The following is a 13,017-nucleotide window of genomic DNA, read 5'->3' as shown; positions in this document are numbered from 1 at the left end:
GGCCCTTCCTGAATGCGACCGCTACAAAAAAATGCGATTTTGCACCAGAAACAGGAAGTTTGACATCATTAAGCCATCATTTTTCTGATCGCTGGCGTCAAATAACTGACCGGGCGATCTGTATCGGCCTGTGAAGTAGAATTCTGAAACCAACCTCACTACCGTTCGTCCAGGAATTCCCATGAGTGGCCCCAACGCCATGCTGATTCGCGAAACCTTTCCCGTCGGCCCTTTGCAGTGCAACTGCACAATCATCGGCGACCCGATCTCGAAAAAAGCCATCGTCGTCGACCCGGGCGGAAATCCTGACCTGATCATGGCGCGCCTCGATGCGCTGGGTCTGAAAGTGGTCAGCATCATCCATACCCATGCGCACCTCGACCACTTTCTGGCTTCGGGGCAGATGAAGGAGAAAACCGGCGCAACCCTGCACCTGCATAAAGAAGATCAATTCCTGTGGGACAACCTGGAGATGCAATGCCAAATGTTCGGTGTGCCCTACGCCCCGGTGCCATCGCCGGATCGCTGGCTGAGCGATGATGAAGAACTTGCCTGCGGCTGCGGCGTGGCACTGCACACGCCGGGGCATACACCGGGTTCCATGAGCTTTTGGTTTTCCGAGGCTAAGCTGTTGATTGCCGGTGACACGTTGTTCCGGCGCGGAGTAGGGCGCACGGATTTGTGGGGCGGCGATCAGGCGACCATCGTGCGATCGATCAAGCAGCGGCTATATACATTGGACGAGGACGCGACCGTTGTGGCCGGACATGGTCCGGACACGCGTCTGGGCGATGAAATGCGGGAAAATCCGTTCGTGCGCGCCTAAACATTTTGTCACGAGTGCCCGGCGGAATTTTTGTGCATTGTCATGATCCAACGCCCGCAAAGGTCCATTGCCAAACGGCCGTTGCACCACAGAATGCAAAAAAAGTAGGAGCTCTCCATGTTCACCACGCGTCGTTTGATTATTGTCGCTACTGCCGTAGCCGTACTGTCCGGCTGCGCCTCGCCCAACCCTTATGACAATCAGGGTCAGGCCGACGGTGGCTCCCAGGGCATGAGCAAAACCGCCAAATACGGCGGCCTCGGTGCACTGGCCGGTGCGCTGGCCGGTGCTGCCATCGATCACAATAACCGCGGCAAGGGCGCCTTGATCGGCGCTGCCGTCGTCGGTGCTTCCGCTGCCGGTTACGGTTATTACGCCGACCAGCAGGAGAAGAAACTGCGCGCCAGCATGGCCAACACCGGTGTCGAGGTGCAGCGTCAGGGTGACCAGATCAAACTGATCATGCCGGGCAACATCACCTTCGCCACCGATTCGGCGAACATCGCGCCAAGCTTCTATCAACCGCTGAACAACCTGGCGGGCTCGCTCAGGGAATTCAACCAGAACCAGATCGAAATCGTCGGCTACACCGACAGCACCGGCAGCCGCCAGCACAACATGGACCTGTCCCAGCGTCGTGCGCAGAGCGTGGCGACCTACCTGACTTCGCAAGGCGTCAGCGGTGCCAACCTGTCGGCCCGTGGTGCCGGCCCGGATAATCCTGTTGCCAGCAACGGTGACGTCAATGGCCGTGCGCAGAACCGTCGCGTTGAAGTCAACCTGAAGGCGATCCCGGGCCAGCAGTACGGTGGTCAGCAGCAACAACAGCCGGGTACGGTTCAGCAGTATCCGTAACCGTCAGGTACAAAAAAGCCCCCGGACAAGTGATTGTCCGGGGGCTTTTTGTTGGTGCGAAGGCTGATTACTTCTTCAGGCCGTAGTGCTCATCCAGCATGCCAGGCGAGTTAGGGGTCTTCGGCGCGTAGTCACGCGGCGGCTCCTGGCTGCGTGGTGGCGTCAGGCGTTCACGTGGAGCCTGAACCGCTTCGGAGTGCAGAGAAGCCAGCAGACGCTGACGGGTCTGCTCGTCCAGGGCCAGACGGTTGGCGCCCTCGGCGAGGTGATCCTGCACTTCCTGGTAACTCTGGGTCAGTTTCTTGACCAGATTGGCGGTGCTGTTGAAGTGGGTCACCACTTCATTCTGATAACTGTCGAAACGTTCCTGGATATCGTCCAGTTGACGCTGTGTGCGGCTGGGCGCGGCATTCGGCGCAACGCGTGCGATCAGGAAACCAATGGCGACACCCACAACCAGGGCAAGAGTCGGTAACAACCAAACTAAGAGCGAGTGTTCCACGAGTCCTTCCTCTATAAACGGCTTTGCTTTACGTTAACGGCTCGAACCTGCGCTGTATACCGCGATTCACTCGCAATAGATTGGCACAGACAATTTGCTAGACGAGTCGACCCGATTCGAGGTCACGGAGTTCCTTCCTTGCTGATGCGTGAAACCCCTGTAGTGATTGATGGCCCGGTGGGTCAACTTGAATCCCTGTACCTGGACAACGAGCAGCCACGCGGCATCGCGCTGATCTGCCATCCCAACCCGGTGCAGGGCGGCACCATGCTCAACAAAGTCGTCTCGACCCTGCAGCGCACCGCGCGCGACGCGGGCCTGATCACCCTGCGTTTCAACTACCGCGGCGTCGGTGCCAGCGAAGGTTCCCATGACATGGGCAGCGGTGAAGTCGATGACGCCCGGGCCGCCGCCGCATGGTTGCTGGAAAAGCACCCGGATCTGCCGCTGACCCTGTTCGGTTTCTCCTTCGGCGGATTTGTTGCAGCAAGTCTCGGCGGTCGTCTTGAAGCACAAGGCGTGGCGCTCAAGCACCTTTTCATGGTCGCGCCTGCGGTCATGCGCCTGGGCGATCAGGATCAGTTGCCGCAGCAGGGCGAGCTGACCGTGATCCAGCCGGAAACCGACGAGGTGATCGATCCGCAGCTGGTCTACGAATGGTCTGACAAACTCCAGCGCCCCCATGAGCTGCTGAAAGTGGCAGAATGCGGACACTTTTTTCATGGCAAGCTGACCGATCTCAAGGATCTGATCCTGCCGCGTCTCTCGAATTGATTGCAGTCTGACAAGCGATTACCCATGACGAACCGTACCCGCATCCTCACCGGCATCACCACCACCGGCACCCCGCACCTGGGCAACTACGCCGGTGCCATTCGCCCGGCGATCGTCGCCAGCCGTGACACGAACGCCGATTCGTTCTACTTCCTGGCCGACTACCACGCCCTGATCAAGTGCGATGACCCGTTGCGCATCCAGCGCTCGCGTCTGGAAATCGCCGCGACCTGGCTGGCCGGTGGCCTGGATGTGGATCGTGTGACCTTCTATCGCCAGTCCGACATTCCGGAAATTCCCGAGCTGACCTGGCTGCTGACCTGTGTCGCCGCCAAGGGCCTGCTCAACCGCGCCCACGCCTACAAGGCTTCGGTGGACAAGAACGTCGAGACCGGCGAAGACCCGGATGCCGGCATCACCATGGGCCTGTACAGCTATCCGGTGCTGATGGCGGCGGACATCCTGATGTTCAACGCGCACAAGGTGCCGGTCGGTCGCGACCAGATCCAGCACGTGGAAATGGCCCGCGACATCGGCCAGCGCTTCAACCACCTGTTCGGCCAGGGCAAGGAGTTCTTCACCATGCCCGAAGCGCTGATCGAAGAAAGCGTGGCCACATTGCCGGGCCTGGACGGTCGCAAGATGTCCAAGAGCTACGACAACACCATCCCGCTGTTCACCAGCGCCAAGGACATGAAGGACGCGATCTCGCGGATCGTTACCGACTCCCGTGCGCCGGGCGAAGCGAAGGATCCGGACAACTCGCACCTGTTCACCCTGTTCCAGGCATTCGCCACGCCGGCGCAGGCCGACGAGTTCCGCAGCGAGCTGCTGGGCGGTCTGGGTTGGGGTGAAGCGAAGAACCGTCTGTTCCAGTTGCTCGACAACGAGCTGGGCGAGTCCCGCGAGCGTTATCACCAACTGATCGAGCGTCCGGCGGATCTGGAAGACATCCTGCAACACGGTGCCAGGAAGGCTCGTGCGGTGGCGACGCCGTTCCTCAACGAACTGCGTGAAGCGGTCGGCCTGCGCTCGTTCGTCAATCAGGTTCAGGTGGCCGCGACCACCAAGAAGAAGGCCGCGAAAGCTGCGCGCTTCGTCAGCTTCCGCGAAGACGACGGCAGCTTCCGTTTCCGTCTGCTGGCGGCTGACGGCGAGCAACTGCTGCTGTCGTTGAATTTCGAAGATGGAAAGGCCGCGGGCGCGGTGGTCAAAGCACTTCAGTCTGGCCATGCCTACGACATCCGTGAGGATCGGGACAAGACCTTCTCGGTTTGGGTAGGTACGGAGCACGTTGCTGACGGGCCTGTATTTGACGATAAGGCGTCTCGGGATGCGGCTATCGCGTCACTGCGGATCGCTCTGACACCGGTTCAGGAATAATCAACGGGCCGGCCCGACCAAGGGCCGATTGCCATTCCCACGGGCCATCGCTACAGTGACGGCCCGTTTTTGTTGCCTTGCTAACGAATTATGACGCCCCTAGAACGATATCAAGCTGATCTGAAACGCCCGGACTTCTTCCATGATGCGGCGCAGGAAACTGCCGTGCGTCATCTGCAACGCCTGTACGACGATCTGATCGCGGCGGAGCAGAACAAGCCGGGTTTGCTGGGCAAGCTGTTTGGCAAAAAGGATCAGACGCCGGTCAAGGGCCTGTATTTCTGGGGCGGCGTGGGTCGCGGCAAGACTTACCTGGTGGACACCTTCTTCGAAGCGCTGCCATTCAAGGAAAAGACCCGCACCCACTTCCACCGCTTCATGAAGCGCGTGCACGAAGAGATGAAGACCCTCGGCGGCGAAAAAAACCCGCTGACCATCATCGCCAAGCGTTTTGCGACTGAGTCGCGGGTCATCTGCTTCGATGAATTCTTCGTTTCCGATATCACCGACGCCATGATCCTCGGCACGCTGATGGAAGAGCTGTTCAGGAACGGTGTAACCCTGGTCGCCACTTCGAACATCGTGCCGGACGGTCTGTACAAGGACGGCCTGCAACGCGCGCGCTTCCTGCCGGCCATCGCGCTGATCAAGCAGAACACCGAGATCGTCAACGTCGACAGCGGCGTCGACTATCGTCTGCGTCACCTCGAACAAGCGGAGCTGTTCCACTTCCCGCTCGATGAAGCTGCTCACGAAAGCCTGCGCAAGAGCTTCCGCGCGCTGACGCCTGAATGCACGGCGGCCGTGGAAAATGATGTGCTGATCATCGAGAACCGCGAAATCCGTGCTCTGCGCACATGTGATGACGTGGCCTGGTTCGACTTCCGCGAACTGTGCGACGGCCCGCGTAGCCAGAACGACTACATCGAACTGGGCAAGATCTTCCACGCCGTGCTGCTCAGTGGCGTGGAGCAAATGAGCGTCACTACTGACGACATCGCCCGTCGTTTCATCAACATGGTCGACGAGTTCTACGACCGTAACGTCAAGCTGATCATTTCTGCTGAAGTCGAGTTGAAAGACCTGTACACCGGCGGGCGCCTGACGTTCGAATTCCAGCGGACCCTCAGCCGTCTGCTGGAGATGCAATCCCACGAATTCCTGTCCCGGGCACACAAGCCTTAAGCGGATTCGGCAAACAAAAAGGGCCTGCAGATGCAGGCCCTTTTTTGTGTCTGGTCGAATTGTCAGGCAGCTTGCTGGAACTGCTGTCGATACTGGTTTGGCGACAGTTCGGTGTGCTGGCGGAACAGGCGTGCGAAGAAGCTCGCATCGTCGTAGCCGACTTCGTAACTGATGGTCTTGATGCTCTTGCGGCTGCCGGACAGCAAACCTTTGGCGGTCTCGATGCGCAGCCGTTGCAGGTAGTGCAGTGGCTTGTCACCGGTGGCGGTCTGGAAGCGGCGCATGAAGTTGCGAATGCTCATGCCGTGCTCGCGGGCCACGTCTTCGAAGCGGAACTTGTCGGCGAAATGCTCTTCGAGCCAGTGCTGGATCTGCAGGATGATCACGTCCTGATGCAGTTTCTGCCCGCCGAAACCGATGCGGCCCGGTGAGTAGCTGCGCTGCACTTCATAAAGAATGTCACGAGCTACCGCTTGCGCCACATTGGCGCCGCAGAAACGTTCGATCAGATAGATGTAGAGGTCGCAGGCAGAGGTGGTGCCGCCGGCGCAGTACAGGTTGTCGGCGTCGGTCAGGTGCTTGTCCTGATTGAGATAGACCTTGGGGAAGCGCTCGGCGAAGGCGTTGAAGAAGCGCCAGTAGGTGGTCGCTTCCTTGCCGTTGAGCAGGCCGGCCTCGGCCAGCCAGAACACCCCGGTGGCCTCGCCGCAGAGCACGGCGCCACGGGCGTGCTGTTCACGCAGCCATGGCAGGACCTGTGGATAACGTTGGCACAGCGTGTCGAAGTCATCCCAGAAGGCCGGGAGGATGATGACGTCGGCGTTTTCCAGACCGCCGTCCACCGGCATGACCACGTCACTGAAGCTGTTCACCGGTTTGCCGTCGGGGCTGACCAGGCGGGTTTCGAACGCCGGAGTCAGGCCGTGGCCCAGTTGTTTGCCGTAACGCAGGCTGGCCAGATGGAAGAAATCCTTGGCTTGCATGAGGGTGGAAGCGAAAACCCGGTCGATCGCCAGGATGCTGACGCGCCGCAAGGGCGTGGAGGCTTGCTTGGACATAATTCAACTTTTGTTTTTATAAGGGAAAGTGGTCACCAGACGGCTGGATCGTCTTATTTTTTGTCGGATGTGTCCAGTGTCCTGTAACGGGTGTGCGGCTTAGTCTCTGAAGGTCTGATCCCTCCAACAAGAACGAAAGGTGACGCATGATTCCCAGAACCCTGTTCAGCTCCGAGCACGAATTGTTCCGCGACAGCGTGCGGACTTTCCTTGAGAAAGAGGCGGTGCCGTTCCACGGGCAATGGGAAAAACAAGGCTACATCGACCGTAAACTCTGGAACAAGGCAGGGGAGGCGGGGATGCTCTGCTCGCATCTGCCTGAAGAATACGGCGGGTTGGGGGCGGACTTCCTGTACAGCGCCGTGGTGATCGAGGAAGTGGGGCGGCTGGGCCTGACCGGCATCGGTTTTTCCCTGCATTCGGACATTGTTGCGCCGTACATCCTGCATTACGGCAGCGAGGCGCTGAAGCAGAAATACCTGCCGAAACTGGTGTCCGGCGAGATGGTCAGCGCCATCGCCATGACCGAGCCTGGCGCCGGTTCCGACCTGCAAGGTGTCAAGACCACGGCGGTGCTGGATGGCGACGAATATGTGATCAACGGCTCGAAGACCTTCATCACCAACGGCTTTCTGGCTGATCTGGTGATCGTCGTGGCCAAGACCGATCCGAAAGCGGGTGCGAAGGGCACCAGTCTGTTTCTGGTAGAGGCGAACACGCCGGGCTTCGACAAGGGCAAGCGCCTGGAGAAAGTCGGAATGAAGGCTCAGGACACGTCGGAATTGTTCTTCCAGGACGTGCGAGTGCCGAAGGAAAACCTGTTGGGTCAGGCCGGTGCCGGGTTTGCCTATCTGATGCAGGAGCTGCCGCAGGAGCGGCTGACGGTGGCGATTGGCGGGTTGGCTTCAGCCGAGGCGGCACTGCAATGGACGCTGGATTACACCCGTGACCGCAAGGCGTTCGGCAAGGCGATTGCCGACTTCCAGAACACCCGCTTCAAACTGGCGGAAATGGCCACCGAGATTCAGATCGGCCGGGTATTCGTCGACCGCTGTCTGGAACTGCACCTTCAGGGCAAACTGGATGTGCCGACGGCGGCAATGGCCAAGTACTGGGGCACCGACCTGCAATGCAAGGTGCTCGACGAGTGCGTGCAGTTGCATGGCGGCTACGGCTTCATGTGGGAGTACCCGGTGGCCCGGGCGTGGGCGGATGCGCGGGTGCAGCGGATCTATGCCGGCACCAATGAAATCATGAAAGAGATTATTGCACGGTCGCTATGACCCGGGCGCTCCCACGCTTGTGCGTGGGAGCGCGGCTTTTAACGCCGGATCAAGGTGCCGGGTTCGGATGATCCTTGTGAATCGCTTCAATCCCTTCAAGCACTTCGTCTGAAAGATTCAGATAGAAACTGGCAATGTTGCTGTCCAGTTGCTCCAGCGTCGTCGCCCCGATGATGTTGCTGGTGACGAACGGTTGCTGATTGACGAAGGCCAGCGCCATTTGCGCCGGATCCAGGCCATGTTCCCGGGCGAGCGCCACGTAACGGCTGCACGCTGCTTCCGATTGCGCGTTGAAATAGCGGCTGAAGCGGCTGTAGAGGCTCAGACGGCCTTTTGGCGGGCGGGCGCCCCCTTCGTACTTGCCCGACAGGAAACCGAATGCCAGCGGCGAATAGGCGAGCAAGCCGCACTGTTCGCGAATGGCGATCTCGGCCAGACCGACCTCGAAGCTGCGGTTGAGCAGGTTGTACGGGTTCTGGATCGATACCGCGCGCGGCCAGCCACGGGCTTCGGCCAGGGCCAGAAAGCGCATGGTGCCCCACGGGGTTTCGTTGGACAGACCGATGTGGCGGATCTTGCCGGCCTTCACTTGCTCGTCGAGGGCTTCGAGGGTGTCTTCGAGCGGGGTAAGGTTGGCTTCGATCTTGTGTTTGTAGCCCAGCTGTCCGAAAAAGTTGGTGCTGCGCTCCGGCCAGTGCAGTTGATACAGGTCGATGTAGTCGGTCTGCAGGCGCTTGAGGCTGGCGTCCACCGCCTCGGTGATGTGCTGGCGGTTGTGGCGCAGGTTTTTGTCGCGGATGTAATCGATGGTGTTGCCGGGGCCGGCGATCTTGCTGGCGAGGATCCAGTCGGCGCGGTCGCCACGGCTCTTGAAGTAATTGCCGATGTAGCGCTCGGTGGTGGCATAGGTTTCGGCTTTCGGCGGCACCGGGTACATCTCGGCGGTGTCGATGAAATTGATCCCGGCGCCCTTGGCCCGTTCGATCTGGGCGAAGGCTTCAGCTTCAGTGTTTTGCTCGCCCCAGGTCATGGTGCCGAGGCAGATTGCACTCACGTTCAGGTCGGTACGGCCTAGCTGGCGATAGTCCATCGGGTGCTCCTTGGGCAAAACAAGCATAAAAGCAGGTTGAAATTTTTTTCGCAATCTGCATAATTGCCGACCTCTTTCTGCAGTGGAAGTGATGCCCCGCCGCCGAAGAATCTTGCCGTTGAACGGACGCGCCGACCCGAGCCCCCGAAAGCGTCTGTATCCGGCTGCCTTTGACTTGTCAAAGTACGCACTATTCAGTAAGATCCGCCGTCTTATTTACAGGCGGCCCCTGAGGCTATAAAGAATGAAAACTTTTACTGCTAAACCGGAAACAGTAAAGCGCGACTGGTTTGTCGTCGACGCTGCTGGTCAGACCCTGGGTCGTCTGGCCACCGAAATCGCGAGCCGTCTGCGTGGCAAGCACAAGCCTGAGTACACTCCTCACGTTGACACCGGCGACTACATCGTCGTGATCAATGCTGAGCAAGTTCGTGTAACCGGTGCTAAAACCACTGACAAAATGTACTACTCCCACTCCGGTTTCCCGGGCGGTATCAAGTCGATCAACTTTGAAAAACTGATCGCCAAGGCCCCTGAGCGCGTGATCGAGACCGCGGTTAAAGGCATGCTGCCTAAGAACCCGCTGGGTCGCGACATGTACCGTAAGCTGAAAGTCTATGCGGGCGCTGCACACCCTCATACTGCTCAGCAGCCCCAAGAACTGAAGATTTAACGGAATAGTTCATTATGTCGGCGACTCAAAATTACGGCACTGGCCGTCGCAAGACCGCAACCGCACGCGTTTTCCTGCGTCCGGGTACTGGTAACATCTCCATCAACAACCGTTCGCTGGATTCGTTCTTCGGCCGCGAAACTGCCCGCATGGTAGTTCGTCAGCCGCTGGAACTGACCGAGACTGTCGAGAAATTCGACATCTACGTCACCGTGATCGGCGGTGGTGTAAGTGGTCAGGCTGGCGCAATCCGCCACGGTATCACTCGCGCTCTGATGGACTACGACGAAACCCTGCGTAGCGCTCTGCGCAAAGCTGGCTTCGTTACCCGCGACGCCCGTGAAGTTGAACGTAAGAAAGTTGGTCTGCGTAAAGCGCGTAAGCGTCCGCAGTACTCGAAGCGTTAATTCCGCTTCCACGTTCAAAAAGAACGCCCGATTCCTCACGGAACCGGGCGTTTTTTTATGCGTGCGATTTCTCGAATAATTGCGCTGTGACAACTTGCCACATTCGTAGACCCCCTATACTACAAGGCTTGAGGGCCAGCCCTCCGGGTAATTACCTTGTCAGAATTGGGGGTTTTCATTACCATTCGGCAAAATTTTTATAAGTACATTGTTTCATATTTAGTAGATGCCTGATTTAACAGGCCACAAAGCTGATGGGAGAGGACTGAATGAGCAATGACGGCGTGAATGCAGGCCGGCGTCGCTTCTTGGTAGCGGCCACATCCGTGGTGGGTGCTGCAGGAGCGGTGGGGGCTGCGGTCCCGTTCGTGGGGTCATGGTTTCCCAGTGCCAAGGCGAAAGCTGCCGGTGCACCGGTGAAAGTGAATGTCAGCAAAATCGAGCCCGGACAGCAGATGATTGCTGAATGGCGCGGCCAGCCGGTATTCATTGTTCGCCGTACTGCGGAAATCCTGGGGAATCTCAAGAAGATCGAGGGCCAGCTCTCCGATCCGACCTCCAAAAACTCCACGCAACCTACCTATGTCGACCCTGAAGTACGTTCGATCAAGCCGGAAATTTTGCTGCTGATCGGGATCTGCACTCACCTGGGTTGCTCACCGACCTTCCGTCCGGAAGTGGCACCCGCGGATCTGGGAAAAGACTGGGTAGGCGGCTATTTCTGCCCTTGCCACGGTTCCCACTACGATCTGGCTGGCCGCGTCTACAAGTCGCAACCTGCGCCTTTGAACCTGCCAGTACCCCCGCATTCCTATGAGACCGATGACCTGATTGTCATTGGCGTCGATACGGAGAAAGCGTGATGAGCAAGTTCATGGATTGGGTTGATGCGCGCTTCCCCGCCACCAAGATGTGGGAAGACCATCTCAGCAAGTATTACGCTCCAAAAAACTTCAACTTCTTCTACTTCTTCGGCTCGCTGGCACTGCTCGTTCTGGTCAACCAGATCGTCACCGGTGTCTGGCTGACCATGAGCTACACCCCTTCGGCGGAAGAGGCGTTCGCCTCCGTCGAATACATCATGCGCGACGTCGAGTACGGCTCGATCCTGCGTTTGCTCCACTCCACCGGTGCTTCGGCGTTCTTCATCGTGGTCTATCTGCACATGTTCCGTGGCTTGCTTTACGGTTCGTACCAGAAACCACGCGAACTGGTGTGGGTGTTCGGCATGCTGATCTACCTGGCGCTGATGGCCGAAGCCTTCATGGGTTACCTGCTGCCATGGGGCCAGATGTCCTACTGGGGTGCCCAGGTGATCATCTCGCTGTTCGGCGCGATTCCGGTCATCGGCAACGACCTGACCCAGTGGATTCGTGGTGACTACCTGATTTCCGGGATCACCCTGAACCGCTTCTTCGCCCTGCACGTGGTGGCCTTGCCGATCGTGATTCTAGGTCTGGTGGTGCTGCACATTCTGGCGCTGCACGAAGTCGGTTCGAACAACCCGGACGGCGTGGACATCAAGAAGCACAAGGACGAAAACGGTATCCCGCTGGACGGCATCGCTTTCCACCCGTACTACACCGTGAAAGACATTGTCGGCGTCGTGGTGTTCCTGTTCATCTTCTGCTTCATTGTGTTCTTCTTCCCGGAAATGGGCGGCTACTTCCTCGAAAAACCAAACTTCGAGCAAGCCAACCCGTTCAAGACGCCAGAGCACATTGCACCGGTCTGGTACTTCACACCGTTCTACGCGATCTTGCGTGCTATCCCGGACAAACTCATGGGTGTTATCGCCATGGGTGCCTCGATTGCCTTGCTGTTTGTGCTGCCATGGCTTGATCGTAGCCCGGTCAAATCGATGCGCTACAAAGGCTGGATGAGCAAAATCTGGCTGGTGGTGTTCTGCATTTCCTTCGTGATTCTCGGCATTCTGGGTGTTCTGGCCCCGACGCCTGAGCGCACGCTGGTGTCGCAGGTCTGCACCTTCCTGTACTTCGCCTACTTCATTCTGATGCCGTTCTACACCAGGCTCGAGAAGACCAAACCGGTTCCGGAAAGGGTGACTGGCTGATGAAAAAGTTATTTTTTGCTCTGATTTTTGCTGCTCTGCCTGTGCTGTCTTTTGCTGCGGAACACGGTGGCCCGGAACTGGAAAAAGTCGACATCGACGTTTCCGACAAGGCTGCCCTGCAGGATGGCGCACGTACCTTCGCCAACTATTGCATGGGTTGCCACAGTGCCAAGTTCCAGCGTTACGAGCGTGTTGCCGATGACCTCGGCGTTCCGCACGAAATGATGCTGGAGAAGCTGGTGTTTACCGGTGCCAAGATCGGCGACCACATGAACATCGGCATGCAGCCGGCCGACGCCAAGACCTGGTTCGGTGCGGCGCCGCCGGACCTGACCCTGGTGGCGCGTGTTCGTGGTACCGACTGGCTGTATGGTTATCTGCGTTCGTTCTATGAAGATCCGGCGCGTCCATGGGGCGTGAACAACAAGGTCTTCCCGAACGTCGGCATGCCTAACGTGCTGGTCGGCCTGCAAGGTCGTCAGGTCGTGGGTTGCAAACAGGTGCAGATCGTCGAGGACGGCAAGAAGCAATATGATCCGTTGACCGGTACGCCTTTGACCCATGAGGCCTGCGATCAACTGACCATCGTGCCGAAAACCGGCACCCTGAACGAAGAGCAGTTCGATGAGAAGGTCAAGAATCTGGTAACCTTCCTGGCTTACTCGGCTAACCCGGTTAAGCTGCAACATCAGCGCATCGGTACTTACGTCTTGCTGTACCTGGCGTTCTTCTTTGTGTTCGCCTACCTGCTCAAGCGTGAATACTGGAAAGACGTGCACTGATAACGCTTCAAGCAATTGCTGTTAATCGCGCGCGCCCAAGGGCGCCTCTGAAAACGCAGGGCCTGGTCAGCCAGGTTTTGCGGGAGGCGCCCTCTGGGCGCGCGCGTTTTTCCGGCTCCGACTAT

14 protein-coding genes are annotated in these 13,017 nt (G+C 58.4%); 11 read left to right on the top strand and 3 right to left on the bottom strand.

Going from position 1 to position 13,017, the window contains the following annotated elements; all coding sequences use genetic code 11:
- Positions 1–199 precede the first annotated feature (199 nt).
- Together DLD99_RS23880 and DLD99_RS23875 are read left to right on the top strand one after the other, a co-directional pair.
- Entirely contained in the window at positions 200–826 is a 627-nt protein-coding gene (locus tag DLD99_RS23880; RefSeq protein ID WP_208647503.1) for an MBL fold metallo-hydrolase, read from the top strand.
- 117 nt (positions 827–943) lie between these two features.
- The gene (locus DLD99_RS23875) at positions 944–1,681 is read left to right on the top strand and encodes a YiaD family glycine zipper/OmpA-like lipoprotein (RefSeq protein WP_085709335.1); all 738 of its coding nucleotides are present in this window, start codon (positions 944–946) and stop codon (positions 1,679–1,681) included.
- A 67-nt stretch (positions 1,682–1,748) separates the two neighbouring features.
- Here DLD99_RS23875 and DLD99_RS23870 read toward each other — a convergent pair whose 3' ends face one another.
- Entirely contained in the window at positions 1,749–2,183 is a 435-nt protein-coding gene (locus DLD99_RS23870) for a Z-ring associated ZapG family protein (RefSeq protein ID WP_114885437.1), read from the bottom strand.
- A gap of 144 nt (positions 2,184–2,327) precedes the next feature.
- Here DLD99_RS23870 and DLD99_RS23865 point away from each other — a divergent pair, with 144 nt between their 5' ends.
- From DLD99_RS23865 to zapE, 3 genes are all read left to right on the top strand, one after another.
- On the top strand, positions 2,328–2,957 hold the full coding sequence (locus tag DLD99_RS23865; RefSeq protein WP_114886788.1) for an alpha/beta hydrolase: 630 nt from the start codon (positions 2,328–2,330) through the stop codon (positions 2,955–2,957).
- A 24-nt stretch (positions 2,958–2,981) separates the two neighbouring features.
- The gene (locus DLD99_RS23860; RefSeq protein WP_114885435.1) at positions 2,982–4,340 is read left to right on the top strand and encodes a tryptophan--tRNA ligase; all 1,359 of its coding nucleotides are present in this window, start codon (positions 2,982–2,984) and stop codon (positions 4,338–4,340) included.
- Positions 4,341–4,430: 90 nt separating this feature from the next.
- A complete protein-coding gene (zapE, locus tag DLD99_RS23855; RefSeq protein ID WP_114885433.1) occupies positions 4,431–5,525 on the top strand; it encodes a cell division protein ZapE in 1,095 nt (364 codons plus the stop codon).
- A 62-nt stretch (positions 5,526–5,587) separates the two neighbouring features.
- Here the strand turns inward: zapE and DLD99_RS23850 are convergent, their stop codons facing one another.
- Positions 5,588–6,484, bottom strand: coding sequence for a GlxA family transcriptional regulator (locus DLD99_RS23850; protein WP_170931599.1), 897 nt, complete (start codon positions 6,482–6,484; stop codon positions 5,588–5,590).
- Between the two features lie 245 nt (positions 6,485–6,729).
- Here DLD99_RS23850 and DLD99_RS23845 point away from each other — a divergent pair, with 245 nt between their 5' ends.
- On the top strand, positions 6,730–7,866 hold the full coding sequence (locus DLD99_RS23845) for an acyl-CoA dehydrogenase family protein (protein WP_085709339.1): 1,137 nt from the start codon (positions 6,730–6,732) through the stop codon (positions 7,864–7,866).
- 49 nt (positions 7,867–7,915) lie between these two features.
- On the opposite strand, the gene DLD99_RS23840 is transcribed toward DLD99_RS23845, so the two are convergent.
- Positions 7,916–8,956 carry an NADP(H)-dependent aldo-keto reductase gene (locus DLD99_RS23840; RefSeq protein WP_085709340.1) on the bottom strand — a complete coding sequence of 347 codons (1,041 nt, stop codon included), beginning with the start codon at positions 8,954–8,956 and terminating at the stop codon, positions 7,916–7,918.
- Between the two features lie 244 nt (positions 8,957–9,200).
- On the opposite strand from DLD99_RS23840, the gene rplM reads away from it, so the two are divergent.
- The 5 genes from rplM (at position 9,201) to DLD99_RS23815 (ending at position 12,892) form a co-directional block, all read left to right on the top strand.
- Complete coding sequence (gene rplM / locus DLD99_RS23835; RefSeq protein WP_007928449.1) at positions 9,201–9,629, top strand: 50S ribosomal protein L13; 429 nt, start codon at positions 9,201–9,203, stop codon at positions 9,627–9,629.
- 14 nt (positions 9,630–9,643) lie between these two features.
- The gene (rpsI, locus tag DLD99_RS23830; RefSeq protein WP_007961615.1) at positions 9,644–10,036 is read left to right on the top strand and encodes a 30S ribosomal protein S9; all 393 of its coding nucleotides are present in this window, start codon (positions 9,644–9,646) and stop codon (positions 10,034–10,036) included.
- A gap of 269 nt (positions 10,037–10,305) precedes the next feature.
- Positions 10,306–10,899, top strand: a complete 594-nt coding sequence (gene petA, locus DLD99_RS23825) for a ubiquinol-cytochrome c reductase iron-sulfur subunit (protein ID WP_003228055.1) — start codon at positions 10,306–10,308, stop codon at positions 10,897–10,899.
- Entirely contained in the window at positions 10,899–12,110 is a 1,212-nt protein-coding gene (locus DLD99_RS23820) for a cytochrome b (protein ID WP_064589124.1), read from the top strand. Before petA ends, DLD99_RS23820 begins: the two co-directional genes overlap by 1 nt.
- Positions 12,110–12,892 carry a cytochrome c1 gene (locus DLD99_RS23815; RefSeq protein ID WP_064383969.1) on the top strand — a complete coding sequence of 261 codons (783 nt, stop codon included), beginning with the start codon at positions 12,110–12,112 and terminating at the stop codon, positions 12,890–12,892. The genes DLD99_RS23820 and DLD99_RS23815 overlap by 1 nt, the downstream gene beginning before the upstream one ends.
- Positions 12,893–13,017 lie beyond the last annotated feature (125 nt).

This window comes from Pseudomonas kribbensis (assembly GCF_003352185.1).
Lineage (GTDB): Bacteria > Pseudomonadota > Gammaproteobacteria > Pseudomonadales > Pseudomonadaceae > Aquipseudomonas > Aquipseudomonas kribbensis.
Note: the sequence above shows the minus strand (reverse complement) of the source record. Positions and strands in the feature narration are given on the sequence as shown.

Excerpts from the sequence above, each read along its gene's own strand:
- DLD99_RS23880 (WP_208647503.1), top strand. The coding sequence starts at position 200 with ATGCTGATTCGCGAAACCTTTCCCGTCGGCCCTTTGCAGTGCAACTGC.
- DLD99_RS23875 (WP_085709335.1), top strand. The coding sequence starts at position 944 with ATGTTCACCACGCGTCGTTTGATTATTGTCGCTACTGCCGTAGCCGTA.
- DLD99_RS23865 (WP_114886788.1), top strand. The coding sequence starts at position 2,328 with ATGCGTGAAACCCCTGTAGTGATTGATGGCCCGGTGGGTCAACTTGAA.
- DLD99_RS23860 (WP_114885435.1), top strand. The coding sequence starts at position 2,982 with ATGACGAACCGTACCCGCATCCTCACCGGCATCACCACCACCGGCACC.
- zapE (WP_114885433.1), top strand. The coding sequence starts at position 4,431 with ATGACGCCCCTAGAACGATATCAAGCTGATCTGAAACGCCCGGACTTC.
- DLD99_RS23845 (WP_085709339.1), top strand. The coding sequence starts at position 6,730 with ATGATTCCCAGAACCCTGTTCAGCTCCGAGCACGAATTGTTCCGCGAC.
- DLD99_RS23840 (WP_085709340.1), bottom strand. The coding sequence starts at position 8,956 with ATGGACTATCGCCAGCTAGGCCGTACCGACCTGAACGTGAGTGCAATC.
- rplM (WP_007928449.1), top strand. The coding sequence starts at position 9,201 with ATGAAAACTTTTACTGCTAAACCGGAAACAGTAAAGCGCGACTGGTTT.
- rpsI (WP_007961615.1), top strand. The coding sequence starts at position 9,644 with ATGTCGGCGACTCAAAATTACGGCACTGGCCGTCGCAAGACCGCAACC.
- petA (WP_003228055.1), top strand. The coding sequence starts at position 10,306 with ATGAGCAATGACGGCGTGAATGCAGGCCGGCGTCGCTTCTTGGTAGCG.
- DLD99_RS23820 (WP_064589124.1), top strand. The coding sequence starts at position 10,899 with ATGAGCAAGTTCATGGATTGGGTTGATGCGCGCTTCCCCGCCACCAAG.
- DLD99_RS23815 (WP_064383969.1), top strand. The coding sequence starts at position 12,110 with ATGAAAAAGTTATTTTTTGCTCTGATTTTTGCTGCTCTGCCTGTGCTG.